Origin of the sequence: Micromonospora sp. WMMD723 (assembly GCF_049863385.1) — a bacterium.
GTDB lineage: Bacteria > Actinomycetota > Actinomycetes > Mycobacteriales > Micromonosporaceae > Micromonospora > Micromonospora wenchangensis.
Window position 1 is genome coordinate 3,743,368 of the sequence record NZ_JBMKNR010000001.1, and the last position, 25,423, is coordinate 3,768,790.

The following is a 25,423-nucleotide window of genomic DNA, read 5'->3' on the forward strand; positions in this document are numbered from 1 at the left end:
CGGTGTTGCGGCCCACCGGCCCGGGTGACGGGACGCCGGCATGAGCACCTTCGACGTGGTGCTCCTGATCGTCGTCGGGCTCCTCGCCGTCGTCGTGGTCGGCGTCGTCCTGGTCGGCGTCCGGGCGCTGCGTCGGATCGGCACCGCCCCCGCCCCGGACGATCCTGCCTTCATCGCGGAGAAGGACCGGCAGGAACAGTCGCTGGCCGCGCTACGCAGCGCCGCCGACGAGGTGAACAGCACCATCGACGTGGCGAAGTCCGCCGCCTCGGCGGCGCGGGCGGAGGCGGCCGGGGCGAAGGCGGAGGCGAAGTCGGCCCGCGCGGAGGCCCGCCGGGTCCTCGACGACGCCCGCGCCGAGGCGGACACCGTCCTGGAGCGGGCCCACAAACAGGCCGAGGCGGACGCCGAGCAGCTACGGGCCGCCGCCCGGCGCAGCGGTGAGCGTGAGGTGGCGGTGCTCGCCGCGACGACGCGGGAGCAGGCGGCCGAGGTGGAACGCCGGGCCGCCCGGATGGACGAGCGGGAGCGGCTGCACACCGAGGAGGTGGAGCGGCTGGCCGAACGGGAGCGGCAGCTCACCGCCGCCAGCGCCGCGCTGGCCGAGCGGGAGGCGGCGGTCACCGCCCGGGAGGCCGCCCTGACGGTGGCCGAGGAGCAGCGCCGGCGGGAACTGGAACGCGTCGCCGGGCTCACCGCCGACTCGGCCCGCACCGAGCTGATCGAGGCGATCGAGACGCAGGCGAAGCGGGAGGCGGCGCTGCTGGTGCGGGACATCGAGTCCGACGCCCGCAACACCGCCGAGCAGCGCGCCCGGCACATCGTGGTGGACGCCATCCAGCGGGTGGCCAGCGAGCAGACCGCGGAGAGCGTGGTCAGCGTGCTGCACCTGCCGGGGGACGAGATGAAGGGGCGGATCATCGGCCGGGAGGGGCGCAACATCCGCGCCTTCGAGTCGGTGACCGGGGTCAACCTGATCATCGACGACACCCCCGAGGCGGTGCTGCTGTCCTGCTTCGACCCGGTGCGCCGCGAGGTCGGCCGGCTCACCCTGGAGAAGCTGGTCCTCGACGGGCGCATCCACCCGCACCGGATCGAGGAGGTGCACGACCTGGCCCGGCAGGAGGTGGAAGAGCTGTGCCACCGGGCCGCCGAGGACGCCCTGGTCGAGGTGGGTATCACCGAGATCCACCCCGAGCTGGTCACCCTGCTCGGCCGGCTGCGCTACCGCACGTCGTACGGGCAGAACGTGCTCAAGCACCTGGTGGAGACCGCGCACATCGCCGGGATCATGGCCGCCGAGCTGCGGTTGGACGTGCCGACGATCAAGCGGTCGGCGTTCCTGCACGACATCGGCAAGGCGCTCACCCACGAGGTGGAGGGCAGTCACGCCATCATCGGCGCCGACCTGGCCCGCAAGTACGGCGAGAGCGAGGACGTGGTGCACGCCATCGAGGCGCACCACAACGAGGTGCCGCCGCAGACCATCGAGGCGGTCCTCACCCAGGCCTCCGACGCGTGCTCGGGCGGGCGGCCGGGGGCCCGGCGGGAGAGCCTGGAGGCGTACGTCAAGCGGCTGGAACGGATCGAGGAGATCGCCGCCGGCAAGCTCGGCGTGGAGAAGGTCTTCGCGATGCAGGCGGGCCGGGAGATCCGGGTGATGGTCAAGCCGGACGACGTCGACGACATCGGCGCGGCGGTCCTCGCCCGGGACGTGGCCAAGCAGATCGAGGAGGAGCTGACCTACCCGGGTCAGATCCGGGTGACGGTGGTCCGGGAGTCCCGGGTCACCGAGATCGCCCGCTGACCCCGTACGACCGCGAGGGCCGGCCCGGATCTCCGGGCCGGCCCTCGTCGCGTGCGGGGTGGTTCAGATGCCGCCCGCGCCCTCCGCCTGGGAGGCGAGCGCGGCGGCCGGGGGCGGCGGGGTTGCCTTCCCGACGGACTTGCGGCCCCGGGAGAGCCGGCGCTGGACGAACTGGGCCAGCTTCGACAGCGAGTAGTTGGCCAGGATGAACAGTGCGGCGATCACCACGTAGACCTGGATCGGGTTGTCCAGCACGCCGATGATCTGCTTGCCGATGTTGAGGGTCTCCTCGTAGCTGATGATGAAGCCCAGCGAGGTGTCCTTGAGTACCACGACGAGCTGGCTGATCAGCGCCGGCAGCATGATCCGGAACGCCTGCGGGAGCAGGATCATCCGGGTGGTCTGGGCGGGGGAGAGGCCGATCGCGGCGGCGGCCTCGGCCTGCCCGCCCGGCAGCCCCTCCATGCCGGACCGGAGGATCTCGGCGATGACCACGGAGTTGTAGACGGTCAGGCCGATGACCAGGTACCACAGCGTGTCGAAGGAGATGCCGAACTCGGGGAAGCCCCGGGCCACGAAGAAGATGGTGAGCACCACCGGCAGGCCCCGGAACACCTCGACGCAGACCCGGGTGACCGCCGAGAGCACGGTGCTGAGCCCGCGCAGCAGGTAGGCCACCGGGGTGGCCATCCCGGTGAAGCGTCGCCGGGTGAGGCTCTTGAGCTGGATGCGGAGGATCGCGAGCAGGGTGCCGACCACCAGCGAGGCGATGATGGCCAGCACGGCGGCGGTGAGGGTGTTCTTCAGCCCGAAGCCGATCCGGTCCCAGACCTGGGAGAAGTTCTCGTGGGAGGGGTCGACCAGCGGCCCCCACAGCTCCATCGAGAACTGGCCCTTGTCGTCCAGCGGGCGGTAGATCAGGAAGTACGCGCCGACGGCCAGCAGCACGGTGGCGACGATGCTGCTGATCAGGGTGATCCGGCGCTGGCGCGGGCCGGGGACGTCGTACAGGACGCTGGTCTGCTGACTCATCGGGCCACCGCCTGTCGCTTCTCCAGCCGGTCGAGCAGTGCGCCGAGCGGCACGGTCATGATCAGGTAGCCGATCGAGATGCCGATGGCGACCGGGATGAAGGCGTAGCCCTCGGCGGAGGTGAGCTGGTCGGCGCTCTGGGACAGGTCGCCGACCACGCCGAAGAAGCCGATCAGCGCCGAGTTTTTGATCATCGCGATGATCACCGAGCCGAGCGGCACCACCGACGCCTTCCAGGACTGCGGCAGCACCACGTGCCGCAGGTTCTGGCCGAAGGTCAGGCCGAGCGAGCGGGCGGCCTCGGCCTGACCCGGCGGCACCGCGTTGACCCCGGAGCGCAGCGCCTCGCAGACGAACGCGGCGGTGTAGAGCACCAGGGCGAGCAGCGCGAAACGGAAGTACGGCAGGTCGGTGCCGAGCCGGGTGAACAGCGAGTCCAGCACGGGGACGCGCAGGAAGTCGGCGTTGGAGCCGAGCGCCGGCAGGCCGAAGGCGGCGAAGAACATCACCACGGTCAGCGGCATGTTCCGGAAGATGTTCACGTACGCGGTGCCGACGGCGCGCAGCGGCGGCACCGGCGAGATGCGGAGCACCGCCATGACGGCGCCCAGGATCAGGGCGCCGATCGCGGCGAGGACGCAGATCTGGAGGGTGAGCCAGAAACCACCCGCGAAGACGTCGAACTTGTCGATGAGCACACTCACGGGTCGGTGTTCCTCCCCACCCTCCAGATCGAGGTCAGATCAGTAGCGGTTGATGGTGGGCGCGCTGCCCAGCTCCGCGCCGAACTTGCCGGCGGTGTCGTCCCAGGCCTTCTTCCAGCTGCCGTCGTTGAACGCCTTCTCCAGCGTGTCGTTGATGAAGGTGCGGAAGTCGTTGTCCTCCTTCTTCACCCCGATGCCGTACGGCTCCTTGGTGAAGTTGTCCCCGGCCAGCTTGAACGACGCCTCGTCCTCGGCGATGTAGCCGAGCAGGATCACGTTGTCGGTGGTGACGGCGTCGACCTGACCACCCTTGAGGGCGTCGCGGCACTTGGGGTAGGTGTCGAAGAGCACCAGCTGGGTGCCGACGTCCTTGATGTACTTCTTGATCTCCTCGGCCGGGGTGGACCCGGTCACCGAGCAGACCTTCTTGGTGCCGTCCTTGAAGGAGTCCGGCCCGGTGATGGTGGTGTCGTCCTTCTTGACCAGGATGTTCTGGCCGGCCTCGTAGTACGGCCCCGCGAAGGCGATCCGCTCCTTGCGCTTGTCGTTGATCGTGTAGGTCGCCGCGACCAGGTCGACGGTGCCGTTGACGATGGCGTCCTCACGGACCTTCGACGGCGTCTCGACGTACTCGATCTTGTCCTCAGGGATGCCCAGCTCCTTGACGATGAGCTTGGCGACCTCGACGTCGAAGCCCTCCGGCTTGCCCGACAGGCCCTTCTGGCCGAAGCCGGGCTGGTCGAACTTGGTGCCGATCTTGATCTTCTGCGCCTTGTTGAGCTTCTCCATGGTGCTGCCGGCGGCGAAGGACTTGCTGCCGGCGCCGGTGCCCTCGTCGGCGTCGTCGCCACCGCAGGCGGCCAGACCGAGCGCCAGGGTGGCCGCCGCGGCGACTGCCGCCACGCGCTTCATACGCATACTGAACTCCTTCTTCGTCGGAATGCACCGGTGACCGGCGCGCTCCACTACGGACGCCTAGTGCGTGAGGATCTTGGAGAGGAAGTCCCGGGCCCGTTCGCTGCGCGGGTTGGCGAAGAACTCCGTCGGCGGGGCGTCCTCGACGAGCTGCCCGTCGGCCATGAAGATCACCCGGTTGGCGGCGTGTCGGGCGAAGCCCATCTCGTGGGTCACCACCACCATGGTCATGCCCTCGCTCGCCAGCGAGGTCATCACGTCGAGCACCTCGCCGACCATCTCCGGGTCGAGCGCGCTGGTCGGCTCGTCGAAGAGCATCGCCTTGGGCTGCATGGCCAGCGCGCGGGCGATCGCCGCCCGCTGCTGCTGGCCGCCGGAGAGCTGGGCCGGGTACTTGTCGGCCTGGTTGGCGATGCCGACCCGGTCGAGCAGGGCCAGGCCGCGCTCGCGGGCGGCGGCCGGCTTCTCCTTGCGGACCTTGACCGGCCCGAGGGTGACGTTCTCCAGGATGGTCTTGTGGGCGAAGAGGTTGAACGACTGGAAGACCATGCCGACCTCGCTGCGCAGCTTCGCCAGCGCCCGGCCCTCGGCCGGCAGCGGCCGGCCGTCGAAGGTGATCGTCCCGTCGTTGATCGGCTCCAGCCGGTTGATCGTCCGGCAGAGCGTCGACTTGCCCGAGCCGGACGGCCCGATCACCACCACGACCTCGCCCTTGCCCACCGAGAGTGACACGTCGTCGAGCACGTGCAGGGGGCCGAACCACTTGTTGACCTTGTCCAGCACGATCAGCGGTTCGCCGGTCGCCACGTCGTCCACCGTCCCTGTCGTCGTACCGGAAAGCGGGGTCGGTCGACCCCCGGTTGGGCCACTGTAGGCGGGGCGGCGTGGCGGATCGCAACCCAACGGGTCACGGAGAGGTAACACCGGTGTCGGGTGTGCGCCGACGTCCGAATTCCGTCACTCCGCCGGGCCGTCAGGTGGCGGCGCGGCGGGGTGACGGAGATCATGGGGGGATGACCGACCGGGTCCGCCTGACCGAGTACGCGCGTGGCGGCGGCTGCGCCTGCAAGATCCCACCGGGGGAGCTGGAGGCGATGGTCGCCGGGCTCGGGCCGGCCACCGGCACGGCCGAGCTGCTGGTCGGCCTGGACCACGGCGACGACGCCGCGGTGGTCCGGCTGGACGGGCGCACCGGCCTGGTCACCACCGCCGACTTCTTCACCCCGGTCGTCGACGACGCCTACGACTGGGGGCGGATCGCCGCCGCGAACGCCCTGTCCGACGTGTACGCCATGGGCGGCACCCCGCTGGTCGCCATCAACCTGCTCTGCTGGCCCCGGGACACCCTCCCGCTGGAGCTGGCCCGGGAGGTGCTGCGCGGCGGGCAGGACGTGGCCCGGGAGGCCGGCTGCCACCTGGCCGGCGGGCACAGCGTCGACGACGACGGCCCCAAGTACGGGCTGGCCGTGACCGGGCTGGTCCGCCCCGACGAGCTGATCACCCTGGACGCCGGCCGGGCCGGGTCGCCGCTGTCGCTGACCAAGCCGCTCGGCGTCGGGGTGCTGAACACCAGGCACAAGGCCACCGGTGAGGTCTCCGCCGAGGCGGTGGCGTCGATGACCACGCTCAACCGGGACGCGGCGCGCGCCGCCGTCGCGGCCGGCATCCGCTGCGGCACCGACGTGACCGGTTTCGGGCTGCTCGGGCACGCCTCGAAGCTGGCCCGCGCCAGTGGCCTGACGGTGGCGATCGACGCCGCCCGGGTGCCCTACCTGCCCGGTGCCCGCCAGGCGGCGCGCGACGGGCACGTCAGCGGCGGCACCCGACGCAACCTGGACTGGGTCAGCCCGTGGACCGGGTTCGGGTCGGCGGGTGAGGCCGACCGGCTGCTGCTGGCCGACGCGCAGACCTCCGGCGGGCTGCTGCTGGCCGGCGAGGTGCCCGGTGGCACGGTGATCGGCGAGCTGCTGCCCCGGGGGGAGTCGATGGTCGTCGTCCGCTGATGCGCCGGCCGCGCGGTGCCATCCGCCCCGGTGCGGGCCGGGTGGCCCGGACCGGCGGCGCGGACGACGACGGTGGCGGGGCACCGTACCCGATAAACTGTCATTTTCCCGCTACTCGGCGCAGCGGAGCGTCAGGAAATTTTGCCCGGAATGGTCACAGACCGGTAACTTGTCCCCGGCTGAGGTCATATGCCCCCCACCATCGTCATTAAGGCCCGATCCGGAGGCCGGTGGGACGAACGCAGCGAGGAGGCGGCATGACCGAGCTGTGGAACTGGAGAATCGACGGGATCGCACCCGAGGAGGCGTACCCGGCGCTGGCCGAGGCCCTCGGCCGGGTGGTGATGCCCCTGGCCGTGGCTGACCCGGCCCGGCTGCCCACGTACGCGGTGATCTGCGACGTCTGGGAGGCCCCGGGGGAGTTCGGGACGATCGTCGACTGCTACGGCGTACCCGAGTCGTTGCACGAGTTGAGCGCGATCGCCGCGCTGGCCCGGCTGCTCGACCGGGACTGCCTGCTGGCCGACGACACCCTCGACGCCGGCCGGCACCTGCTGGTCGCCCCGGACGGCACGATCCGCCCGGTGCACTTCGCGATCACCGAGACCGACGACGGCGAGGTGCTCTCCGCCCGCCGGCTCTGCACCCTGGCGCACCCGGGCTGCCGGGGCTGGTCGCGGTGCGGCCGGTCGCGCTGGGCGCCGGACTCGGTCAACCCGGCCCTCGCCGCCGCCTGACCGCCCCGCCCGACCCGGCCCCGCCGCGGTCCGATCCGGCCCCGCCGCGGTCCGATCCGGGCCGGTGCGCCGGGGTCAGGGGGCGGTCGGGCGGGTGCTGCGGACCTGCAACTGGTCGAGCAGGGTCGCGGTGGCGGCGGTGACCGCCTGCACCGCCGCCTCGAACGCCGCCGCGTTGTGCGCCGCCGGGGCCCGGAAACCGGACACCTTCCGCACGTACTGCAACGCCGCCGCCTCGATGTCGGCAGGGGTGACCGTCGGGACGTACGGCTCGCGCAGGGTCTTGATGCTCCGGCACATGGTTCCTCCATCGTCGGGGTCTTCCCGGTCGGCCCGGGTCGGTCGGCCCGGATACGCTGTGCACGTCATGACTACCGCAGCCGCGGGCAGCCCGCGCACCTACCAGGTGCGCACGTACGGCTGCCAGATGAACGTGCACGACTCCGAGCGCATCTCCGGCCTGCTGGAACAGGCCGGTTACGTGCGGCTCGCTGAGGCCGACGACAACCCGGACGTGGTGGTGTTCAACACCTGCGCCGTCCGGGAGAACGCCGACAACCGGCTCTACGGCAACCTCGGTCACCTGCGCCCCGTGAAGGACCGGCACCCCGGGATGCAGATCGCCGTCGGCGGCTGCCTGGCCCAGAAGGACCGCGGCGACATCGTCCGCAAGGCCCCCTGGGTGGACGTGGTCTTCGGCACCCACAACATCGGCTCGCTGCCGGTGCTGCTGGAACGGGCCCGGCACAACACCGCCGCCGAGGTGGAGATCCTCGAATCCCTCGACGTCTTCCCGTCCACCCTGCCGACCCGGCGCGAGTCGACGTACGCCGGCTGGGTGTCGATCTCGGTGGGCTGCAACAACACCTGCACGTTCTGCATCGTGCCCTCGCTGCGCGGCAGGGAGAAGGACCGCCGCCCCGGTGACGTCCTCGCCGAGGTGCGCGCGCTGGTCGCCGAGGGCGTGCTGGAGGTGACCCTGCTCGGGCAGAACGTCAACTCCTACGGCGTCGAGTTCGGCGACCGGTACGCCTTCGGCAAGCTGCTGCGCGCTACAGGTGAGATCGACGGGTTGGAACGGGTCCGGTTCACCAGCCCGCACCCGAAGGACTTCACCGACGACGTGATCGCCGCGATGGCCGAGACCCCCAACGTCTGCCACTCGCTGCACATGCCGTTGCAGTCCGGCTCGGACGACGTGCTGAAGGCGATGCGCCGCTCGTACCGGTCGGAGCGCTACCTCGGCATCATCGAGAAGGTCCGCGCGGCGATGCCCGACGCGGCGATCACCACCGACATCATCGTCGGCTTCCCCGGCGAGACCGAGGCGGACTTCGAGCGGACCCTCGACGTGGTCCGCGCGGCCCGCTTCTCGTCGGCGTTCACCTTCCAGTACTCCAAGCGCCCCGGCACCCCCGCCGCGACCATGGACGGCCAACTGCCCAAGCAGGTCGTGCAGGAACGCTACGAGCGGCTGATCGCCTGCGTCGAGGAGATCACCTGGGCGGAGAACAGGCGTCTGGTCGGCGAGACCGTCGAGGTGCTGGTCGCCGTCGGCGAGGGGCGCAAGGACGACCGCACCGGCCGGCTCTCCGGCCGGGCCCGCGACGGCCGCCTGGTGCACTTCGCCATGGGCGCGCCCGGTGAGCCGGGCGCGGCCGGCACCGTCCGGCCGGGCGACATCGTGCACACCACGGTCACCTACGCCGCCCCGCACCACCTCAACGCCGACGGCGTGCCGCTGGCACACCGGCGCACCCGGGCCGGGGACGCCGCCGAGGCGGGCCGCGCCCCGCGTACCCCCGGGGTGTTGCTCGGACTGCCCACGGTCGGCGCGCCGGCCGTGCCGCCCGCGCCGACGACCGGCTGCGCCGCGCACTGACGCCCCGGTCGGGGCCCGCCACCGGCGGACCCCGACCGGTGCCCGGTCAGACCGAGATCCGGCCCGCGCCGGCACCCGCGGTCACGATGGACTTCACGCTGCTCGCGCTGTCCAGGGTGTACGCGTACGGGATGCCGGCGACGCTGCCGCCGGTCTGCCCGGCGGGCGAGTTGACGAAGTGGTTGTTGCGGGCCACCAGGCTGCCCGGCCCGGAGTCGGCCTCGCCGAGGTGGTAGGTGTCCTTGACGTTCTCGAAGTAGTTGCCCTCGACGAGCACCCCGGCGCTCATCGTGGACGCCACGCCGTAGCCGGCGTTGTTGTAGTAGTAGTTGTTGTAGACGTGCACCGGGTTGCCGAAGCGGACCCGGGGGTTGCGCTGCTTGCTGCCGTCGTACCAGTTGTGGTGGTAGGTCACCCGCAGGTGTCCGATGTCCTGGCCGCCGTTGTCGTCGCTGTGCCCGAGCAGCATCGTCTTGTCGTGGCTGTAGACCCGGTTCCAGGAGACGGTCACGAAGTCCGAGCCGCGCTTGATGTCGACGGTGCCGTCGTAGCCGTTGCTGAACGTGTTGTGGTCGATCCAGATGTTGGTGGCGGAACTCTCCACGTTGATCGCGTCGTCGCTCCAGTTGCGGAACGTCAGGTTCCGGATGATGACGTTGCGGTCGCCGTTGACGGTGAAGCCGCAGCCGACGATCGTCGCCCCGCCGTTGCCGAGGATCGTCTTGTTGGAGCGGACCCGCAGCATGCCCGAGCAGTTGATGGTGCCGGAGACCCGGATCACCGCCGCACCGGTGGCGTTCAACGCGCTGGTCAGCGCCGAGGCGGTGGAGACGGTCGTCGCGCCCGCGCTGCCGCCGCCGGTGGTGCCGCCGTTCTGGGTGGCCCAGCCGACCAGGCCGGTCTGCGGCACGCTGGGCGGCGGGGTGGTCGCCGGGGGCGTCATCGGCGGGGGCGTGACCGGCGGGGGTGTCGCCGACGGCGGGGTGGTCGGCGCACCGGTGGGGGCGGTGCTTCCGGTGCAGGTCACCCCGTTGACGGTGAAGCTGGTCGGCGTCGGGTTGCTGGAGTTGTTCCAGGTGCCGTTGAAGCCGAACGAGACGCTGCCGCCGGTCGGCACGTTTCCGTTGTAGCCCACGTTGGTGGCGGTCACCGTGCTGCCGCTCTGGGCCACGGTGGCGTTCCAGGCGTCACTGACCGTCTGGCCGGCCGAGTACGACCAGCGCAGGCTCCAGCCCGACAGCGGGTCGCCGAGGTTGCTGATGGTGATGTTGCCGGTGAATCCGCCCTGCCACTGCCCGCCGACGGTGTAGCTGACCGCGCAGCCGGGGGCGGCGTGGGCGGCGACGGCGGTGAGCGTGCCGGTGGCGAGCAGGGCGACGGTGGTGGCGGCGATCAGCGTCGTACGACGCCGAGGTGTGCGCATGCTGCGTCCCTTTCGGGTGGGACAGGCGACCGTCGACGGGGGAGCCGCCGGTGGTTGCCGCGCCCGTGGGCACCGGTGACTCGCCGCGTGCGCCGATCGGCCCCTGCCGGGGGGTCAGGTCGGTACGAGGTGGCTCCCGTGGGGTGCGCCCGCGGCCCGGACAAGCGCTTTCCCGAGCAAAGCATAGACAGTGACAGATGTAAATCGGCGTGCCGGTCACCGCCCCGACGGTGCCGAACCAGCCGGCGGGCCGCCGGTCGACGCACGAGTCGACCGGCGGCCCGCCGGGTGTGGACAGGCTCAGCTCAGCAGGCGGTGCCCTTGAGCTTCACCGAGGCCGGGGCGGCGGCCGTACCGTTGGCGGTGAAGCCCACGGTGATCGACGCGCCCGCCGCCAGCGACGGCGCGTAGTTCGGCCCGGCGGCGGTCACCGTCGTGCCGGACTGGGTGACCGTGGCGTTCCAGCCGTTGACCAGGGTGACCCCGGCCGGCCAGGTCCAGGTCACCGACCACGGGTTCACCGCCGACGAACTGGTGTTCTTGACGGTCAGCTCACCCTGGAAGCCACCCTGCCAGGCGTTGACCTGCTTGTAGGTGGCGGTGCAGCCACCCGCCGGCGGGGGCGTGGTGGTGGGCGGCGGGGGCGTCGTGGTCGGCGGCGGCGGGGTGGTGGTCGGCGGCACCGGGGTGGTGGTCGGCGGCTTCGGCGTCGGGGTGCCGGTCGGGTCGGCCCCACCGGCGACCGGCGGGATCAGGTACGGCTGCAGGATCGCCTGCTTGGCGGTGTTGATGTTGGTCCAGTCGTCAAGCGCGATGCCACCCGTGTCACCCGAGTTGGGGTTCCACGACCAGTAGGTGAAGGACATCCCGTTCACGCCGGTGCCGGTGTAGGCCATCAGCTTCTCCAGCCACACCTTGTCCCGGGGGTCGGCCAGGGTGCTGCCGAACTCGCCCATCATGATCGGGGCGATGTTCTGCTTGTAGAGATAACCCCAGTAGCGGTCCCAGACCGCCGGCAGGTTCGCCGGGAAGTCGGCCGCCTTGAACCACTCCTGCTCGTAGACGCTGGTGGCGTACTCGTGCGGCGAGTAGACCAGCCGGTTCGCCACGTTCAGCCGGACCGGGAACTGCCCGGCCTTGGACAGGTTGCCGCCCCACCAGCCGCAGTCCTCGTCGTTGCTGGTGTCGTTGTCCCAGACGTTCGACAGGCCACCGCTGGGGCAGCTCACCCCCTCCACGAAGATCAGCCAGTTCGGCTGCACCCCGAGGATGGCGTTACCGGCCCGCTCGGCGGCCAGCCGCCAGTCCCGGGTGGTGTCGCCGCAGCCCCAGCAGGCGCCGGTCGCGGCCGGGTTGGTGCCCTCGGCGTGCGGCTCGTTGTGCAGGTCCGCGCCGATCACCGTGGTGTTGCCGGCGTACCGCTGGGCCAGCATCTTCCAGTCGGCGAGCCAGGTCGCCTCGGAGACCGTCGGGGTGTACCAGAGCGGCGACTGACCGGCCGACGTCGGCCGGTGCCGGTCCAGGATGACCCGCATGCCCTTGCTGCCGGCGTAGTCGATCACCTTGTCGAGGATCTGCAACGGGGAGAGCCCGACCAGGTCCGGGTTGACGAAGTCGTTGATCCCGGTGGCGGTCGCGCCCGGCTTCACCGAGTCGTTCGAGTACGGGATGCGCAGCGTGTTGTAGCCCAGGCTGGCCATCTTGTCGAGCTGCCCACGCCACGGGTTGTTCGACCACAGACCGTGGAACGTGCGGTTGTCGGTCTCCATGCCGAACCAGTTGATGCCGGTCAGCCGTACCGTCGCGCCGGTGCTGTCGACGATCTTGTTGCCGCTGGTGTGCAGATAGCCGGTGCCGGTGCCGCCGACGGCGGCGGCGGCCGGGGTGGTGCTGACGGCGGCGGCGACGAACACGCCTGCCGCAGCGGTGGCGAGCGCGGTGAGCGCGGCGCCGAGAATGCGGGGTCGGTACATGCGGGCTCCACTTCGGATGCCCGGCGTCGCGACGGCGACGCGGGGCGGAAAACCGGGGGGAAAGCCGGCCGCCGCCGTCCGTCCCGCTCGTTACGGGATACGCGGACAGTGCGCGACGTGCCGGGTCACGTGGACACGGCCACTCGCTGCGGTGCACCGGCGACTCCCGACGACGGTGTCCGTCGTCGGTGCCCTCGCGCCGGTGGGATCGACCTGGCTCTGCCGCCCATTCTGATCAGCCGGTCTCGATGCGTCAACCGCAGGTCGCGGCGGCTCCGCCGAAGGGGTCGTTCCGGCTGGTCGCGGGCGTGCCCGGGATGGTCCCCACCGGGCCCCGCCCAGGTGGTCCGCTCGGCGACCAGGGCGGACACGCGTGAGCCCCCGGTCCCTTGACCCGGGACCGGGGGCTCACGCGTGTGCCCGTTCAGCCGGCGTGCCCATCCAGCCGGCGTGTCCATCCAGCCGGCGCGGACGGCCGGCCGGGGTCAGCCGGCCTGTTCGGCGAGCTGGAGGAACTGCCGCTTGGAGGCGAGCGCCTGCTCGGCCTCCTTGACCCGGCGGGCGTCCCCGGCGGCCTGGGCGCGGGCGAGCCGCTCCTCGGCCTCGGCGACCTGCGCCCGCATCTGGGCGAGCAGCGGGTTGTCCTCCTTGGTGGTCCGCCGCCAGGCCGAGTCCATCACCTCGCGGACCTTGTCGTCGATCGCCCGCAGCCGCCGCTCCAGGCCGGCGGCGGCCTCCCGGGGAACCCGACCCGCCTCGTGCCACTGGGCCTGGATCTCGCGCAGCTTCGCCTGGGCGCCCTTCGGGTCGCCGTCGACGTCCAGCGCCTCGGCCTCGGCCAGCAGCGCCTGCTTGCGCTCCAGGTTGGCCCGCTGCTCGTTGTCCCGGGCCGAGAAGACCTCACTGCGCCGGCTGAAGAAGGCGTCCTGGGCGGCGCGGAACCGTTCCCAGAGCTTCTGCTCCGACTCCTTCGAGGCGCGCGGGGCGGCCTTCCACTGGTTCATCAGCTCCTTGAGCTGGTTGGCGGTGGCCGCCCAGTCGGTGGAGTCGGAGAGCTTCTCGGCCTCGGCGACCAGCTCCTCCTTGACCGTGTGCGCCTGCTTGCGCTGCTGGTCGAGGGAGGCGAAGTGGGCGCCCCGACGCCTGGTGAAGCCGTCCCGGGCGGCGGCGAACCGCTTCCACAGCTCACCGTCGGTCTTCTTGTCGACCCCGCGGATGGTCTTCCACTCGTCGAGGATCTCCTTGAGCCGGTCACCGGCGGTCTTCCAACCGGTCGACTCGGCGGCCAGCTTCTCGGCCTCCTCGACCAGGGCGGTCTTGCGGGCGAGCGCCTCACCCCGGGCGGCCTCCCGGGCGGCACGGGCCTCGCCGGCCTTCTCCTCGGCGAGCACGGCGAGCTTGTCCAGGCGCGCGGCGAGGGCGTCGATGTCCCCCACGACGTGGGCCTCGGCCAGCGAGGCGCGGATCCGCCGGACGGTGCTCAGCGAACCTCCCGCGTCGGCGGCGCCCGAGTTGAGCCGGGCCTCGGTGAGGTCCACCTCGGTGACCAGGTCGGCGAAGCGGCGGGCGAAGTGGGCAAGCCCCTCCTCGGGCGCGCCCGCCTGCCAGGAACCGACCACCCGCTCGCCCTCGCTGGTCTTCACGTACACGGTGCCGTCCGCGTCCACCCGTCCGAAGGCAGTCCAGTCGCTCATGTGCCCATCCTCGTTCTCCCGGCGTCGTCGGGAAACCCCCCGCGATCGCCGCCACGGCGCAGCCAACTTGCTCCCGGCATTGTCACAGGTCCGCCCCCGTCCGCGTCGAGCGCCTGTCTCTGACCGTGACCATACGGTGTCCTAGCACCCACACACAGGCTCCGTGGGGCGAGTGTCGCAAACCGCCGTACGGTGTACGGTAGGCCGTACACCGAAGCTGCCGCCCGTGCCGCGGGCGGGCGAGGAGGAGCAGGATGACGCAGTCCCACACCCGGATGACGCCCCCCGCCGACCCCGGGTTCGTGCCCGACGCCGCCGATCTCGCCGAGCTGGACGAGTGGTTCCGGCGGTACGACGCCCTGGCCGAGGCGGGCGACGTGCCCGGCACCGCCGACCTGGCGATGTTCCCGCTCAACACGGTCACCGACGACGCGGCCGGCGAGGGTTCGGCCCGCCAGCTCGACCGGGCGGCCTACCTGGAGATGATGGGCGGCGTCCTCGGTGGCGGGGGTGACCTGCGGATGGAGAGCCGCCGCACGCCCTACTTCCTCACCCGCAGCCTGGCCGTGGTGCTCACCGAGGCCGAGTTCACCCTCGACGGCCAACGCCAGCGGGTGCGCTACGCCGACCTGCTGGTCCGCACCGGCGGGCAGTGGCGGTTCCAGACCATGGTCCAGGGCGGCTGGGGCGGCCAGACCGGCTGAACCCGTTCCCGCCGCCCGCTCCGGCTGGCGCAGAGCCGGTGCGCCCGGGGCAGGGCGGCGGGGTGGGCGGGGCGGGCGGGGCCCGGCCGCTACCGTTGCCTGGTGCCACTGCTCGCCGCCGCCGTCTGCCCGCACCCGCCGCTGATCGTGCCCGAGCTGGCCGGGGCCGCCGCGCCCGAGCTGGCGGAGCTGCGTGACGCCTGCGCCGCCGCCGTCGCCGTCCTCTACGCGGCCGGGGCGGGCACCGTCGTGCTGGTCGGTGCCGGCGAGCGCACCACCGAACTGGCGCTGCCCCGCCGGGGCAGCTTCGCCCCCTGGGGCCTGCCCCTCACGGTCGGTCTCGCACCGGCCGGCGTCGACCCGGTGCCTCCGTCGGGCGGCGGTGACCCGGTGCCTCCGTCGGGCGGCGGTGACCCGGTGCCTCCGTCGGGCGGCGGTGATTCTGTGCCACCGTCGGTGGGCGGTGTCCCGGCGGCGCTGTCAGCGGTGCCACCGTCGGGCGGCGTCGAGCCGGTGTCGCCGCCGGCCGACGGCGAGGGGCTGCCGTTGAGTCTGCTGGTCGGGGCCTGGCTGGTCGACCGGACCGCCCCGCCGACCCCGACCGCCTGGCGGATGGTGAGCGTCGCGTCGGACGAGCCGGCCGACCGGTGTGCCGCCCTCGGTGCCGGGCTGCGGGTGGACGGGCCGTGGGCCCTGCTGGTGCTCGGTGACGGGTCGGCCTGCCACGGCCCGAAAGCGCCAGGCTACGACGACCCGCGCGCCGGGGCGTACGACGAGGGGGTCGCCCGTGCCCTGGCCGACGCGGACGCCGACGCGCTGCTCGGCCTGGACCCGGAGCTGTCGGCGCAGCTGGGGGTCGCCGGTCGGCCGGCCTGGCAGGTGCTGGCCGGGGCGGTCCGCGCGGCCGGCGGCGACTGGCACGGCGAACTGCGCCACCACGGCGTCCCCTACGGCGTCGGCTACCTGGTGGCCTCCTGGACACGGACGGACCCGCCCGGCCCGGACGGGACACCGGCGGGCGATGCCGGGACAACGGCGGCTGACGCCGGGACGGCGGCGGGCGGTGTGACGCGGTGAGCGGCACCGTCGTCGCCGTGGTCGGCCCGACCGCGGCGGGCAAGTCGGCGCTGAGCATCGCCCTGGCGCACGCCCTCGGCGGTGAGGTGGTCAACGCCGACTCGATGCAGCTCTACCGGGGCATGGACATCGGCACCGCCAAGCTCACCTCCGCCGAGCGCGACGGGGTGCCGCACCACCTGCTGGACATCTGGCCGGTCACCGAGCCGGCCAGCGTCGCCGAATACCAGCGGCTGGCCCGCGCGGCGGTCGACGACATCCTGGCCCGGGGGCGGGTGCCGCTGCTCGTCGGCGGCTCCGGCCTGTACGTGCGGGCGGTGCTCGAACAGTTCGAGTTCCCCGGCACCGACCCGGCGGTACGCGAACGGCTGGAGGCGGAACTGGCGCAGCTCGGCCCGGCCCCGCTGTATGCCCGGCTGGCCGGGGCGGACCCGGTGGCGGCGGCGGGCATCCTGCCCGGCAACGGCCGACGCATCGTCCGGGCGCTGGAGGTGATCGAGCTGACCGGTGCGCCGTTCACCGCCTCACTGCCCGACCCGACCCCGTACTACCCGGCGGTGCAACTCGGCGTCGACCTGGACACCGCGCTGCTCGACGAGCGGATCGCGGCGCGGGTCGACCGGATGTGGGCCGACGGGCTGGTCGCCGAGGTACGCACGCTGTGCGGGCAGGGCCTGGCCGACGGCCGGACGGCCAGCCGGGCGCTCGGCTACCAGCAGGTGCTGCGGTTCCTGGCCGGGGAGACCGACGAGGCGCAGGCACGGGAGGAGACGATCCGGGCCACCCGCCGGTTCGTCCGACGGCAACGCTCCTGGTTCCGCCGTGACCCGCGCATCCACTGGCTGGACCCGACCGCGCCGACGGTTGTCGAGACTGCCCTGCGGGTGGTCGCCGGGCATCGGCGATGATGGGGGCGTGGAGTTCACCAAGGGCCACGGCACCGGCAACGACTTCGTCGTCCTGCCCGATCCGGACGGCACCCTCGACCTGACCCCCGGCCTGGTCGCCGCGCTCTGCGACCGGCGGCGCGGCCTCGGCGGCGACGGCGTGCTGCGGGTCGTCCGCGCGGCGAAACACCCCGACGGGGTCGCCCTCGCCGGTGAGGCCGAATGGTTCATGGACTACTGGAACTCCGACGGCTCGTTCGCCGAGATGTGCGGCAACGGGTCCCGGGTCTTCGTCCGCTACCTGCTGGAGACCGGGCTGGCCACCCCCACCGGCGCAACCCTGCCGGTGGCGACCCGCGCCGGCCTCGTGCGGGCCCGGGTCGACGGCGACACCATCGCCGTCGAGATGCGCCGCCCCCGGCTGTACGACACCTCCCGCGCCGTCCTCGGCGGGCTGACCCTGCCCGGCACGGCGGTGGACGTGGGCAACCCGCACCTGGTCTGCGCCCTGCCGACCGGCATCGACCTGGCCGACCTGGACCTGACCCGCGCGCCCGACGTCGATCCCCGGGTCTTCCCGCACGGGGTGAACGTCGAGTTCACCGCCCCCGCCGACCCGGTCGACGGCACCGACGGCCACGTCCTGATGCGGGTCTACGAGCGCGGCTCGGCCGAGACCCTGTCCTGCGGCACCGGCGCCTGCGCGGTCGCCGCCGTGGCGCTGCGCGACGCCACCCTGGACACGGGGGTCGTGGCGGTGGACGTCCCCGGTGGCCGGCTCACGGTCACGGTCACCGCCGACTCCTGCTGGCTCGCCGGCCCCGCCGTCCTCGTCGCCACCGGCACCCTCACCCTCCCCTGACCGCTGCCCTCCCCGCTCTGTCCCGCCCCACCCACCCAGCTCTGCCTCACCCCGCTCTGCCCCGCCCCGCTTTGCCTCGTCTCGCCCCGCTTTGCCTCGCCTCGCTTCGTTGATCAAGAGGTTTGCGTCAACATCCCGCGAGCGGATGACGCAAACCTCTTGGTCACCCGGCCCTGACGGGGTGGTGTGCGGTGATCAAGAGGTTTGCGTCAGAGATGGTGGGCGGGATGACGCAAACCTCTTGATCACCGAGGCCGGATGGGGCGGGTGCGCGGTGACCAAGAGGTTTGCGTCACCGGGTGCCGGCCGGGGTGACGCAAAGCTCTTGATCACCGGGGCGAGCCGGGCCGGGGTGAGCCGGGCCGGGGTGAGCCGGGCTGGGGCGGCTGGCGGGAGGCGGGGTTTGGAAGGGGAGGAGGGGTCAGGGGGTGGCGCTGGCGGTGGCGGCGATCTCGGGGAGGTCGGCGGGGCCCGGGTCGGCGGCCGGCGGCGGGGTGACGGCCGGGTTCTGGGCGGCGGCCCGGACGGCGGCGGCGACCGCCGGGGCGACCCGGGAGTCGAAGACGCTCGGCACGATCACCGTCGGGTTGATCTTGTCCTCGCCGACGACGTCGGCGATGGCGCGGGCCGCCGCGATCGCCATCTCCTCGGTGAACTCCTCGGCGTGCGCGTCGAGCATGCCGCGGAACACCCCCGGGAAGGCGAGCACGTTGTTGATCTGGTTCGGCTGGTCGGAGCGGCCGGTGGCGACGATCGCGGCGTGCTTGCGGGCCTCCCGGGGGTCGACCTCCGGGTCGGGGTTGGCCAGCGCGAAGACGATCGCGTCCTTGGCCATGGTGGCGATGTCGTCACCGGTGAGCAGGTTGGGGGCGCTCACCCCGATGAAGACGTCGGCGTCCCGGACCGCGCCGGCCAGGTCGCCGGAGTAGTTGTCCCGGTTGGTGTTCTCGGCCAGCCACTGCCAGGCCGGGTTGAGGTCGGGCAGGTCGCGGTGCAGGGCACCCTGCCGGTCGTACGCGATGATGTCGCCGACGCCCTGGCGCAGCAGCAGCTTCATGATCGCGGTGCCGGCCGCGCCGGCCCCGGAGACGACCACCCGGACGTCGGCGAGCTGCTTGCCCACGACGCGCAGCGCGTTGGTCAGCGCGGCCAGTACGCAGATCGCGGTGCCGTGCTGGTCGTCGTGGAAGACCGGGATGTCGAGGGCCTCGCGCAGCCGGGCCTCGATCTCGAAGCAGCGCGGCGCGGCGATGTCCTCCAGGTTGATCCCGCCGTACGCGGGGGCGATCGCCTTGACGATCGCCACGATCTCGTCGGTGTCCTGGGTGTCGAGGACCACCGGCCAGGCGTCCACCCCGCCGAACCGCTTGAACAGCGCCGCCTTGCCCTCCATCACCGGCAGCGACGCCGCCGGGCCGAGGTTGCCCAGGCCGAGCACGGCCGAGCCGTCGCTGACCACGGCGACCGTGTTGCGCTTGATGGTGAGCCGGCGGGCGTCGGCCGGGTTGTCGGCGATCGCCTGGCAGACCCGGGCCACCCCCGGGGTGTACGCCCGGGACAGCTCGTCACGGGTCCGCAGCCCGACCTTGGAGTGCACCTCGATCTTGCCGCCGAGGTGCAGCAGGAACGTCCGGTCGGAGACCTTGCGCACGTCCACCCCGTCGAGCGCGGTGAGTGCCTCGACGACCTGGTCGGCGTGGCCGGCGTCGGCGGTGTCGCAGGTGAGGTCCACGATCACGTTGGTCGGGTCGGAGTCGACCACGTCCAGCGCGGTGACGATCGCACCGGCCTCACCGACCGACGTGGTCAGCCGGCCGATCGAGGAGGCGTCCGCGGGGACCGCGATCCGGATCGTGATCGAGAATCCGGCACTCGGCAGTCGGGTGATGGCCACGGAAATACCTCCGTCGTCGCTGGCGGCTCGTCAGCATTTCTACTCGCCCACCGGGCCACGGCGGCAGCCGCCCCCGCGTTCGGCGACCTCCACCACGGGCATATAGCAGTCGCGCTCGGCGTTGACCCATGTCAGGATTACTTGGTACATGCACAGAACGGACAGGAGTCGCAGCTTGCGAGACCAGGAGACCCACACCCCCTACTCGGACGACGACCTCGACGCCACGACCGGCGAGTACGAGCTGTCGGAGCGGCAGGCGTTGCGGCGGGTCCCCGGCCTCTCCACCGAGCTGACCGACATCACCGAGGTCGAGTACCGCCAGCTCCGGCTGGAGCGGGTCGTCCTCGTCGGCGTCTGGACCGAGGGCACCCAGCGCGACGCCGACAATTCGCTGACCGAGCTGGCCGCCCTGGCCGAGACCGCCGGTTCACAGGTGCTCGAAGGGCTCATCCAGCGCCGCAGCCGCCCCGACCCGGCCACCTACGTCGGCCGGGGCAAGGTCGACGACCTGGCCGGCGTGGTGCTGTCCACCGGCGCCGACACGGTGATCTGTGACGGTGAGCTGTCCCCGTCCCAGCTGCGGAACCTGGAACAGCGCACCAAGGTCAAGGTCGTCGACCGCACCGCGCTGATCCTCGACATCTTCGCCCAGCACGCCAAGAGCAAGGAGGGCAAGGCTCAGGTCGAGCTGGCCCAGCTCGAATACCTGCTGCCCCGGCTGCGTGGTTGGGGCGAGACGCTCTCCCGGCAGACCGGTGGTTCCGGGCGGGGTGGCGGCGCCGGCGGCGGCGTGGGCCTGCGCGGCCCGGGTGAGACCAAGCTGGAGACCGACAGGCGGCGCATCCGGCACCGCATCGCCCGGCTGCGCCGGGAGATCAAGGCCATGCGCACCGTACGCCAGACCAAGCGCGCCCGCCGTTCCCGCAACGCGGTGCCGGCCGTGGCCATCGCCGGTTACACCAACGCCGGCAAGTCGAGCCTGCTCAACCGGCTCACCGGTGCGGGCGTGCTGGTGGAGAACGCGCTCTTCGCCACCCTGGACCCGACCACCCGCCGGGCCACCACCTCGGACGGGCGGCTCTACACGCTCTCCGACACGGTGGGCTTCGTGCGGCACCTGCCGCACCAGATCGTCGAGGCGTTCCGCTCGACGCTGGAGGAGGTCGCCGAGGCCGACCTGGTGGTGCACGTGGTCGACGGCACCCACCCCGACCCGGAGGAGCAGGTCCGGGCTGTCCGTGAGGTGCTCTCCGAGGTCGGCGCCGACCGGCTGCCCGAGCTGCTGGTGGTGAACAAGACCGACGCCGCCGACGAGGAGACCCTGCTGCGGCTCAAGCGGCTCTGGCCGGACGCGGTCTTCGTCTCCGCGCACAGTGGGCGTGGCCTCGACGGGCTGCGCGAGGTGATCGAGCAGCGGCTGCCCCGCCCGGCGGTCGAGGTCCGCGCGGTGCTGCCGTACGACCGGGGTGACCTGGTGGCCCGGCTGCACCGGCAGGGCGAGGTGCTCAGCACCTCCCACCTGCCCGAGGGCACGCTCCTGCACGTCCGGGTGGGGGAGGCGCTGGCCGCCGAGCTGACGCCGTTCGTGGCGGCGGGTGACCCGGCGGTGGCCGGCAGTCGGTGAGCGCTCCGGTGTGACCTGAGGTTCATCGCGGCATGCGACACTGACGCCATGCGCCGCGCTGTCTCCTCGGTCACGGTTGCCCTCGCCCTGTTCGGCGCGGCCGTGGCACCCGCTGCTGCCGCCGGGGCGGCACCGGTCTCCGCCGTCCCCGCCGGGGTGGCCCCGCCCGTCACCGGCGCGGGGCCGCTGACTGTCGGGGCGGGTCCGCTCGCGGCGGCAGCGGGCAAGAAGAAGTGCACGATCACCGACGAGCGGCTGCGCGAGCTGTCCGGTCTGGTCGCCACGAAGACCGGCTACATCGTGATCAACGACGGCACCCTCCAGGAGAGCCGCAAGCGGGTCTTCTTCCTGGACACCAAGTGCAAGATCGCCAAGGAACCGGTGAAGTACTCAGGTGACGGCCCCTTCGACACCGAGGACCTGGCCCTCTCGCCCGACGGCAAGACCCTCTGGATCGCCGACACCGGCGACAACGTCACCAGCAGGGAGCGGCGTACCCGGGTCGCGGTCTGGACGATGCCGGTCAGCGGGTCGAAGCAGCCGGTGCTGCACCGGCTGTCCTACCCGGAACGCAAGCCGCACGACGCCGAGGCGCTGCTGATCGGCGCGGACGGCCTGCCCCTGGTGATCACCAAGGTGCCCAGCGGCAAGGCGGAGATCTTCACTCCGGAGGCCAAGCTCGACCCCGACGGCGACACCGAGCCGGTGCCGATGAAGAAGGTCGGCGAGATCACCCTGCCCAAGACCACCACCGACAACCCGCTGAACATCATCGGCCGGGTGGCGATCACCGGGGCGGCCCGCTCGCCCGACGGCAGCCGGGTGGTGGTGCGCACCTACGCCGACGCCTTCGAGTACGACGTCAGCGGCGGGGACGTCGTGGCCGCCCTGACCACCGGCAAGCCCCGGGTCACCCCGCTGGCCGACCCGTTCGGCGAGGCCATCTCGTACACCCCCGACGGCACCGGGTTCGTCACCGTCTCCGACGGCGGGGAACTCGCCCCGGAGGACCCGATCGACATCCTCGGCTACACGCCGTCGACCAAGGGCGCCGAGCCGATCGAGGGCGCGGCGGGGGCCAAGCCGGCGGCCGAGAGGTCCTGGTACGACAACCTCAGCCTGGACCAGATCACCTATCTGATCGGTGCGGTCGGCGTGATCGGCGCGCTCCTGGTCGGGGCCGGCATCGTCGGGATCGTCAGGTCCCGGCGGCGGGCCGCCACGGCCGGCGACGACCCTGACGGCCCCGACGACGACGTGTTCACCTCCGGCGCGGTCTCCCGGGCCGAGGGGCCCTCGGTCGGCGATGCTCCCCCCGCTGCGGAGCCGGTCGCGAACCGGCCGCGCGGCGGCGGTGTCTACGGTGCTCCGGCGGCGGCCGGCGGCTCGGCTGCCCGCCCGGCCGGCGGTGCGGTCTACGGCGGCGGCCGGCCCCCGGCCGGGGCCGGTGCTGCTCCCGCCGGCCGTCCGGGCGGTGGTCCACCACCGTCCGGCGGCCGTCCGGCGGGTGGCGGTGTGTACGGCGGCGGCCGTCCCGCAGGCGGTGGGGTCTACGGTGCCGCCCCGGCGGGTGGTCCGGCGGGCAACGGCGCTGGTCCGCGTGGCGGCGCGCCCCACGGGGCCCCGGCCGGCGGCGCGTCGCGGGGCGGTCCGCCCGCCGCGGACCCGCGTGGCGGTGCTCCCACCGGTGGGCGCGGCGGTGCTCCGGACGGCGGCCGTGGTGCTCCTCCGGGTGCCCGTGGCGGTGCCCCGGTGGACGGGCGCGGCACGCCGCCGGGTGGCCGTGGTGGCGTCCCGGCCGGTGGGCGCGGTGGTGCCCCGGCCGATGGTCGAGGTGGTCCGCCCGCCGGTGGCCGTGGTGCTGCCCCGGCCGGTGGGCGGGGCGGTCCGCCCGCAGGCGGACGTGACGGTGGTCGGGGCGGTCCGCCCGCCGGTGGCCGTGGCGCTGCTCCGGCTGGTGGCCGTGGTGCCGCGCCGGCCGGTGGGCGTGGCGGTGCCCCTGCCGGTGGCCGTGGTGGCGCGCCCGCGGGTGGCCGTGGTGGTGGCGGTGTCTACGGCGGGGGGCGGGCAGAGCCGCCGCGCCGGGATGCGGCCGGCCCCCGCGAGCCGCGCTCCGGCCCGCCCCGCGACGGCCACGACGACCGGCGCGGCGGCCAGTACGGCCCACCGCCCGGTCGCAGCGGCGAACGCTACTGACGCTGCGGCGGGCCTCCCGTCGACACCTGACCGGCCGCCCTTCCCGGGAAGGGACGACCAGCGAGGGTACGGGTCAGGTCAGGGAGTCAGATCCGGCGGAGCACGGCGACGACCCGGCCCATGATGGTGGCGTCGTCACCCGGGATCGGGTCGAAGGCCGGGTTCTGCGGCATCAGCCAGACGTGGCCGTCGCGCCGCCGGTAGGTCTTGACGGTCGCCTCGCCGTCGAGCATGGCGGCCACGATGTCACCGGCCTCGGCGATCGGCTGCTGCCGGACGACGACCCAGTCGCCGTCACAGATCGCCGCGTCGAGCATCGAGTCGCCCTTGACCTGGAGCATGAAGACCTCGCCCTCACCCACCAACTCGCGGGGGAGCGGGAAGACGTCCTCCACCGCCTGCTCGGCGAGGATCGGCCCACCGGCGGCGATCCGGCCCAGCATCGGCACGTACGCCGGGGTGGGGCGCTGGGCGCGGCTCAGCTCGTCGTCGGCGTCCCCGCCGGGGGCACGCACGTCCACCGCGCGGGGCCGGTTGGGGTCGCGCCGCAGGAAGCCCTTCTTCTCCAGCTCCTTGAGCTGGTAGGCGACGCTCGACGGGGAGACCAGGCCGACGGCCTCACCGATCTCGCGGACGCTCGGCGGGTAGCCGTGCCGCTCGACCCAGCTGCGGATGAACTCCAGGATGCGGCGCTGCCGGGCGGTCAGGTCGACGGCGGTCGGGTCGGGGAAGCCGCTGACCACCGGCGTGACCGGGCGGACGGCCGGTTGGCCGGTACGGCTGCGGGCGGCGCGGGGACGCCGACTGGCCGGGGAACCCGCCTCGGCGATCGGCTGCGGGTTCTTCTGCCGGCTGGCCCGGTCCTCGGTCACGTCCGTCCTCCCTGGTCGGCGCTGGGTGCCTTGGCGGCTCGTGGTGCGTGCGGGGTGTCGCGGTGCCGGACCGACGTGGTGCGCCGTGCCCGGTCGTTCATGACCGTATAGGTGAGATCGGTCATTTTCAAACATCTGTACGACGCAACTCGGCGTGTCGGGTGGAAATCCTGGCCTTTCGTACGTCTGTTCTGGTAGATGGTACGTCCCCGGCGGGCCGGCGTCCGGCGGGTCGTCGGCCGGGTCGCGTCCTCCGTCCGGGGGGCCTGTCCGGACGGCCGGTAACCTCCCGTGGGCCCCGTCGGTTGCACCCAGCGTGCCCCCGGGACGGCGGGTCGCCGCCGGTGGTCGGAGGTGACGCGCCGGACACGCCGGCAACTTGACCCGACCCCCTCGGCGGCCTACGGTCGACCCCTAGATGTAGTAGTCACACGGGCGTAAGTTGCCCACAGGTTGGGTTCGACTACCCACCGCACTCCCGTATCGTCGACCACGGCGACGGCCGGCGAAGCCGGCTCCGCCGGGCCGACGCGTGCCCGGAGGTGGGCGGGCGGGCCCCGGTCGATCAAGGAGGTCAGGCGATGCGGTGCCCGTACTGCCGGCACGCCGACTCCCGGGTGGTCGACTCCCGTGAGGCCGACGACGGTCAGCTCATCCGGCGTCGGCGTTCCTGCCCGGAGTGCGGCAAGCGGTTCACCACCGTCGAGGAGGCCGTGCTCGCGGTGGTCAAGCGCAGCGGCGTGACCGAGCCGTTCAGCCGGACCAAGATCATCGGCGGGGTGCGCAAGGCGTGCCAGGGGCGACCGGTCGACGAGGACTCGATCGCCCTGCTGGCCCAGAAGGTCGAGGAGACCGTCCGGGCCAAGGGCGCGGCCGAGTTGCCGAGCCACGACGTGGGACTGGCGATCCTGGGCCCGCTGCGCGACCTGGACGAGGTGGCCTACCTGCGCTTCGCCAGCGTCTACCGCTCGTTCGACTCGCTTGCCGACTTCGAACGCGAGATCGAGACGCTGCGGGCCGCCGCACAGGCCCGCGCCGACGCGGCCGGGACCGCCGACCGTACCGACTGAGTCTTTTCCGACAGCAACGACCTGGATTCTGACAGTGACGACGCGTGGCGGGTGGCCGCGCAGA

The 25,423-nt window shown here is 72.7% G+C and carries 20 protein-coding genes and 1 pseudogene; 11 read left to right on the top strand and 10 right to left on the bottom strand.

Annotated features, from left to right (window positions below):
• Window positions 1-40: 40 nt before the first annotated feature.
• Complete coding sequence (gene rny / locus ACN261_RS16915) at window positions 41-1,807, top strand: ribonuclease Y (protein WP_425851002.1); 1,767 nt, start codon at window positions 41-43, stop codon at window positions 1,805-1,807.
• Window positions 1,808-1,870: 63 nt separating this feature from the next.
• Here rny and ACN261_RS16920 read toward each other — a convergent pair whose 3' ends face one another.
• The 4 genes from ACN261_RS16920 to ACN261_RS16935 are packed head-to-tail and all read right to left on the bottom strand — an operon-like array spanning window position 1,871 to window position 5,274.
• Window positions 1,871-2,839: an amino acid ABC transporter permease gene (locus tag ACN261_RS16920; RefSeq protein WP_425851004.1), complete on the bottom strand. Its 969-nt coding sequence runs from the start codon at window positions 2,837-2,839 to the stop codon at window positions 1,871-1,873.
• A complete protein-coding gene (locus ACN261_RS16925) occupies window positions 2,836-3,543 on the bottom strand; it encodes an amino acid ABC transporter permease (protein ID WP_204956995.1) in 708 nt (235 codons plus the stop codon). The genes ACN261_RS16920 and ACN261_RS16925 overlap by 4 nt, the downstream gene beginning before the upstream one ends.
• 39 nt (window positions 3,544-3,582) lie before the next feature.
• Window positions 3,583-4,461 carry a glutamate ABC transporter substrate-binding protein gene (locus ACN261_RS16930; RefSeq protein ID WP_281899617.1) on the bottom strand — a complete coding sequence of 293 codons (879 nt, stop codon included), beginning with the start codon at window positions 4,459-4,461 and terminating at the stop codon, window positions 3,583-3,585.
• A gap of 57 nt (window positions 4,462-4,518) precedes the next feature.
• Window positions 4,519-5,274 (bottom strand): amino acid ABC transporter ATP-binding protein, encoded by a 756-nt coding sequence (locus ACN261_RS16935; protein WP_357758863.1) that lies wholly within the window; start codon window positions 5,272-5,274, stop codon window positions 4,519-4,521.
• 197 nt (window positions 5,275-5,471) lie between these two features.
• Here ACN261_RS16935 and selD point away from each other — a divergent pair, with 197 nt between their 5' ends.
• Together selD and ACN261_RS16945 are read left to right on the top strand one after the other, a co-directional pair.
• Window positions 5,472-6,461, top strand: a complete 990-nt coding sequence (gene selD, locus ACN261_RS16940) for a selenide, water dikinase SelD (RefSeq protein ID WP_425851007.1) — start codon at window positions 5,472-5,474, stop codon at window positions 6,459-6,461.
• A 257-nt stretch (window positions 6,462-6,718) separates the two neighbouring features.
• Window positions 6,719-7,198: a hypothetical protein gene (locus ACN261_RS16945; RefSeq protein ID WP_421486319.1), complete on the top strand. Its 480-nt coding sequence runs from the start codon at window positions 6,719-6,721 to the stop codon at window positions 7,196-7,198.
• A gap of 75 nt (window positions 7,199-7,273) precedes the next feature.
• Here ACN261_RS16945 and ACN261_RS16950 read toward each other — a convergent pair whose 3' ends face one another.
• The gene (locus tag ACN261_RS16950; RefSeq protein WP_363793807.1) at window positions 7,274-7,498 is read right to left on the bottom strand and encodes a DUF2277 family protein; all 225 of its coding nucleotides are present in this window, start codon (window positions 7,496-7,498) and stop codon (window positions 7,274-7,276) included.
• A 67-nt stretch (window positions 7,499-7,565) separates the two neighbouring features.
• On the opposite strand from ACN261_RS16950, the gene miaB reads away from it, so the two are divergent.
• Window positions 7,566-9,080 carry a tRNA (N6-isopentenyl adenosine(37)-C2)-methylthiotransferase MiaB gene (gene miaB / locus ACN261_RS16955; RefSeq protein WP_421486323.1) on the top strand — a complete coding sequence of 505 codons (1,515 nt, stop codon included), beginning with the start codon at window positions 7,566-7,568 and terminating at the stop codon, window positions 9,078-9,080.
• Between the two features lie 46 nt (window positions 9,081-9,126).
• On the opposite strand, the gene ACN261_RS16960 is transcribed toward miaB, so the two are convergent.
• From ACN261_RS16960 to ACN261_RS16970, 3 genes are all read right to left on the bottom strand, one after another.
• Window positions 9,127-10,503, bottom strand: a complete 1,377-nt coding sequence (locus ACN261_RS16960; RefSeq protein ID WP_421486325.1) for a cellulose binding domain-containing protein — start codon at window positions 10,501-10,503, stop codon at window positions 9,127-9,129.
• Window positions 10,504-10,808: 305 nt separating this feature from the next.
• A complete protein-coding gene (locus tag ACN261_RS16965) occupies window positions 10,809-12,476 on the bottom strand; it encodes a cellulase family glycosylhydrolase (RefSeq protein WP_425851010.1) in 1,668 nt (555 codons plus the stop codon).
• A 485-nt stretch (window positions 12,477-12,961) separates the two neighbouring features.
• Window positions 12,962-14,170, bottom strand: coding sequence for a DUF349 domain-containing protein (locus ACN261_RS16970; RefSeq protein ID WP_421486328.1), 1,209 nt, complete (start codon window positions 14,168-14,170; stop codon window positions 12,962-12,964).
• Window positions 14,171-14,424: 254 nt separating this feature from the next.
• On the opposite strand from ACN261_RS16970, the gene ACN261_RS16975 reads away from it, so the two are divergent.
• The 4 genes from ACN261_RS16975 to dapF all read left to right on the top strand — a co-directional run bounded on the left by ACN261_RS16975 (window position 14,425) and on the right by dapF (window position 17,700).
• The gene (locus ACN261_RS16975; RefSeq protein WP_421486329.1) at window positions 14,425-14,874 is read left to right on the top strand and encodes a hypothetical protein; all 450 of its coding nucleotides are present in this window, start codon (window positions 14,425-14,427) and stop codon (window positions 14,872-14,874) included.
• A gap of 99 nt (window positions 14,875-14,973) precedes the next feature.
• Window positions 14,974-15,951: a hypothetical protein gene (locus ACN261_RS16980; RefSeq protein ID WP_425853613.1), complete on the top strand. Its 978-nt coding sequence runs from the start codon at window positions 14,974-14,976 to the stop codon at window positions 15,949-15,951.
• Window positions 15,948-16,859, top strand: a complete 912-nt coding sequence (gene miaA, locus ACN261_RS16985) for a tRNA (adenosine(37)-N6)-dimethylallyltransferase MiaA (protein WP_425851012.1) — start codon at window positions 15,948-15,950, stop codon at window positions 16,857-16,859. Before ACN261_RS16980 ends, miaA begins: the two co-directional genes overlap by 4 nt.
• 7 nt (window positions 16,860-16,866) lie before the next feature.
• Window positions 16,867-17,700: a diaminopimelate epimerase gene (dapF, locus tag ACN261_RS16990; RefSeq protein WP_421486332.1), complete on the top strand. Its 834-nt coding sequence runs from the start codon at window positions 16,867-16,869 to the stop codon at window positions 17,698-17,700.
• Between the two features lie 421 nt (window positions 17,701-18,121).
• Here dapF and ACN261_RS16995 read toward each other — a convergent pair whose 3' ends face one another.
• On the bottom strand, window positions 18,122-19,594 hold the full coding sequence (locus ACN261_RS16995; protein ID WP_204923953.1) for an NAD-dependent malic enzyme: 1,473 nt from the start codon (window positions 19,592-19,594) through the stop codon (window positions 18,122-18,124).
• Between the two features lie 148 nt (window positions 19,595-19,742).
• Here ACN261_RS16995 and hflX point away from each other — a divergent pair, with 148 nt between their 5' ends.
• Window positions 19,743-21,221 carry a GTPase HflX gene (gene hflX / locus ACN261_RS17000; protein WP_425851015.1) on the top strand — a complete coding sequence of 493 codons (1,479 nt, stop codon included), beginning with the start codon at window positions 19,743-19,745 and terminating at the stop codon, window positions 21,219-21,221.
• A 48-nt stretch (window positions 21,222-21,269) separates the two neighbouring features.
• Window positions 21,270-22,922, top strand: a pseudogene (locus tag ACN261_RS17005) (hypothetical protein); the annotation flags it as partial.
• 581 nt (window positions 22,923-23,503) lie between these two features.
• Here the strand turns inward: ACN261_RS17005 and lexA are convergent.
• Entirely contained in the window at window positions 23,504-24,289 is a 786-nt protein-coding gene (gene lexA, locus ACN261_RS17010) for a transcriptional repressor LexA (protein WP_088646445.1), read from the bottom strand.
• Window positions 24,290-24,870: 581 nt separating this feature from the next.
• Between lexA and nrdR the strand changes: the two genes are divergently transcribed.
• Complete coding sequence (gene nrdR, locus ACN261_RS17015; protein WP_363656466.1) at window positions 24,871-25,359, top strand: transcriptional regulator NrdR; 489 nt, start codon at window positions 24,871-24,873, stop codon at window positions 25,357-25,359.
• Window positions 25,360-25,423: the final 64 nt, after the last annotated feature.

What these genes read in the sequence shown, in the direction of transcription:
- ACN261_RS16945 (WP_421486319.1), top strand. Translation starts at nt 6,719, where the DNA reads ATGACCGAGCTGTGGAACTGGAGAATCGACGGGATCGCACCCGAGGAG.
- miaB (WP_421486323.1), top strand. Translation starts at nt 7,566, where the DNA reads ATGACTACCGCAGCCGCGGGCAGCCCGCGCACCTACCAGGTGCGCACG.
- hflX (WP_425851015.1), top strand. Translation starts at nt 19,743, where the DNA reads ATGCACAGAACGGACAGGAGTCGCAGCTTGCGAGACCAGGAGACCCAC.
- ACN261_RS16960 (WP_421486325.1), bottom strand. Translation starts at nt 10,503, where the DNA reads ATGCGCACACCTCGGCGTCGTACGACGCTGATCGCCGCCACCACCGTC.
- nrdR (WP_363656466.1), top strand. Translation starts at nt 24,871, where the DNA reads ATGCGGTGCCCGTACTGCCGGCACGCCGACTCCCGGGTGGTCGACTCC.
- ACN261_RS16965 (WP_425851010.1), bottom strand. Translation starts at nt 12,476, where the DNA reads ATGTACCGACCCCGCATTCTCGGCGCCGCGCTCACCGCGCTCGCCACC.
- selD (WP_425851007.1), top strand. Translation starts at nt 5,472, where the DNA reads ATGACCGACCGGGTCCGCCTGACCGAGTACGCGCGTGGCGGCGGCTGC.
- ACN261_RS16975 (WP_421486329.1), top strand. Translation starts at nt 14,425, where the DNA reads ATGACGCAGTCCCACACCCGGATGACGCCCCCCGCCGACCCCGGGTTC.
- rny (WP_425851002.1), top strand. Translation starts at nt 41, where the DNA reads ATGAGCACCTTCGACGTGGTGCTCCTGATCGTCGTCGGGCTCCTCGCC.
- ACN261_RS16970 (WP_421486328.1), bottom strand. Translation starts at nt 14,170, where the DNA reads ATGAGCGACTGGACTGCCTTCGGACGGGTGGACGCGGACGGCACCGTG.
- ACN261_RS16930 (WP_281899617.1), bottom strand. Translation starts at nt 4,461, where the DNA reads ATGCGTATGAAGCGCGTGGCGGCAGTCGCCGCGGCGGCCACCCTGGCG.
- ACN261_RS16950 (WP_363793807.1), bottom strand. Translation starts at nt 7,498, where the DNA reads ATGTGCCGGAGCATCAAGACCCTGCGCGAGCCGTACGTCCCGACGGTC.
- ACN261_RS16920 (WP_425851004.1), bottom strand. Translation starts at nt 2,839, where the DNA reads ATGAGTCAGCAGACCAGCGTCCTGTACGACGTCCCCGGCCCGCGCCAG.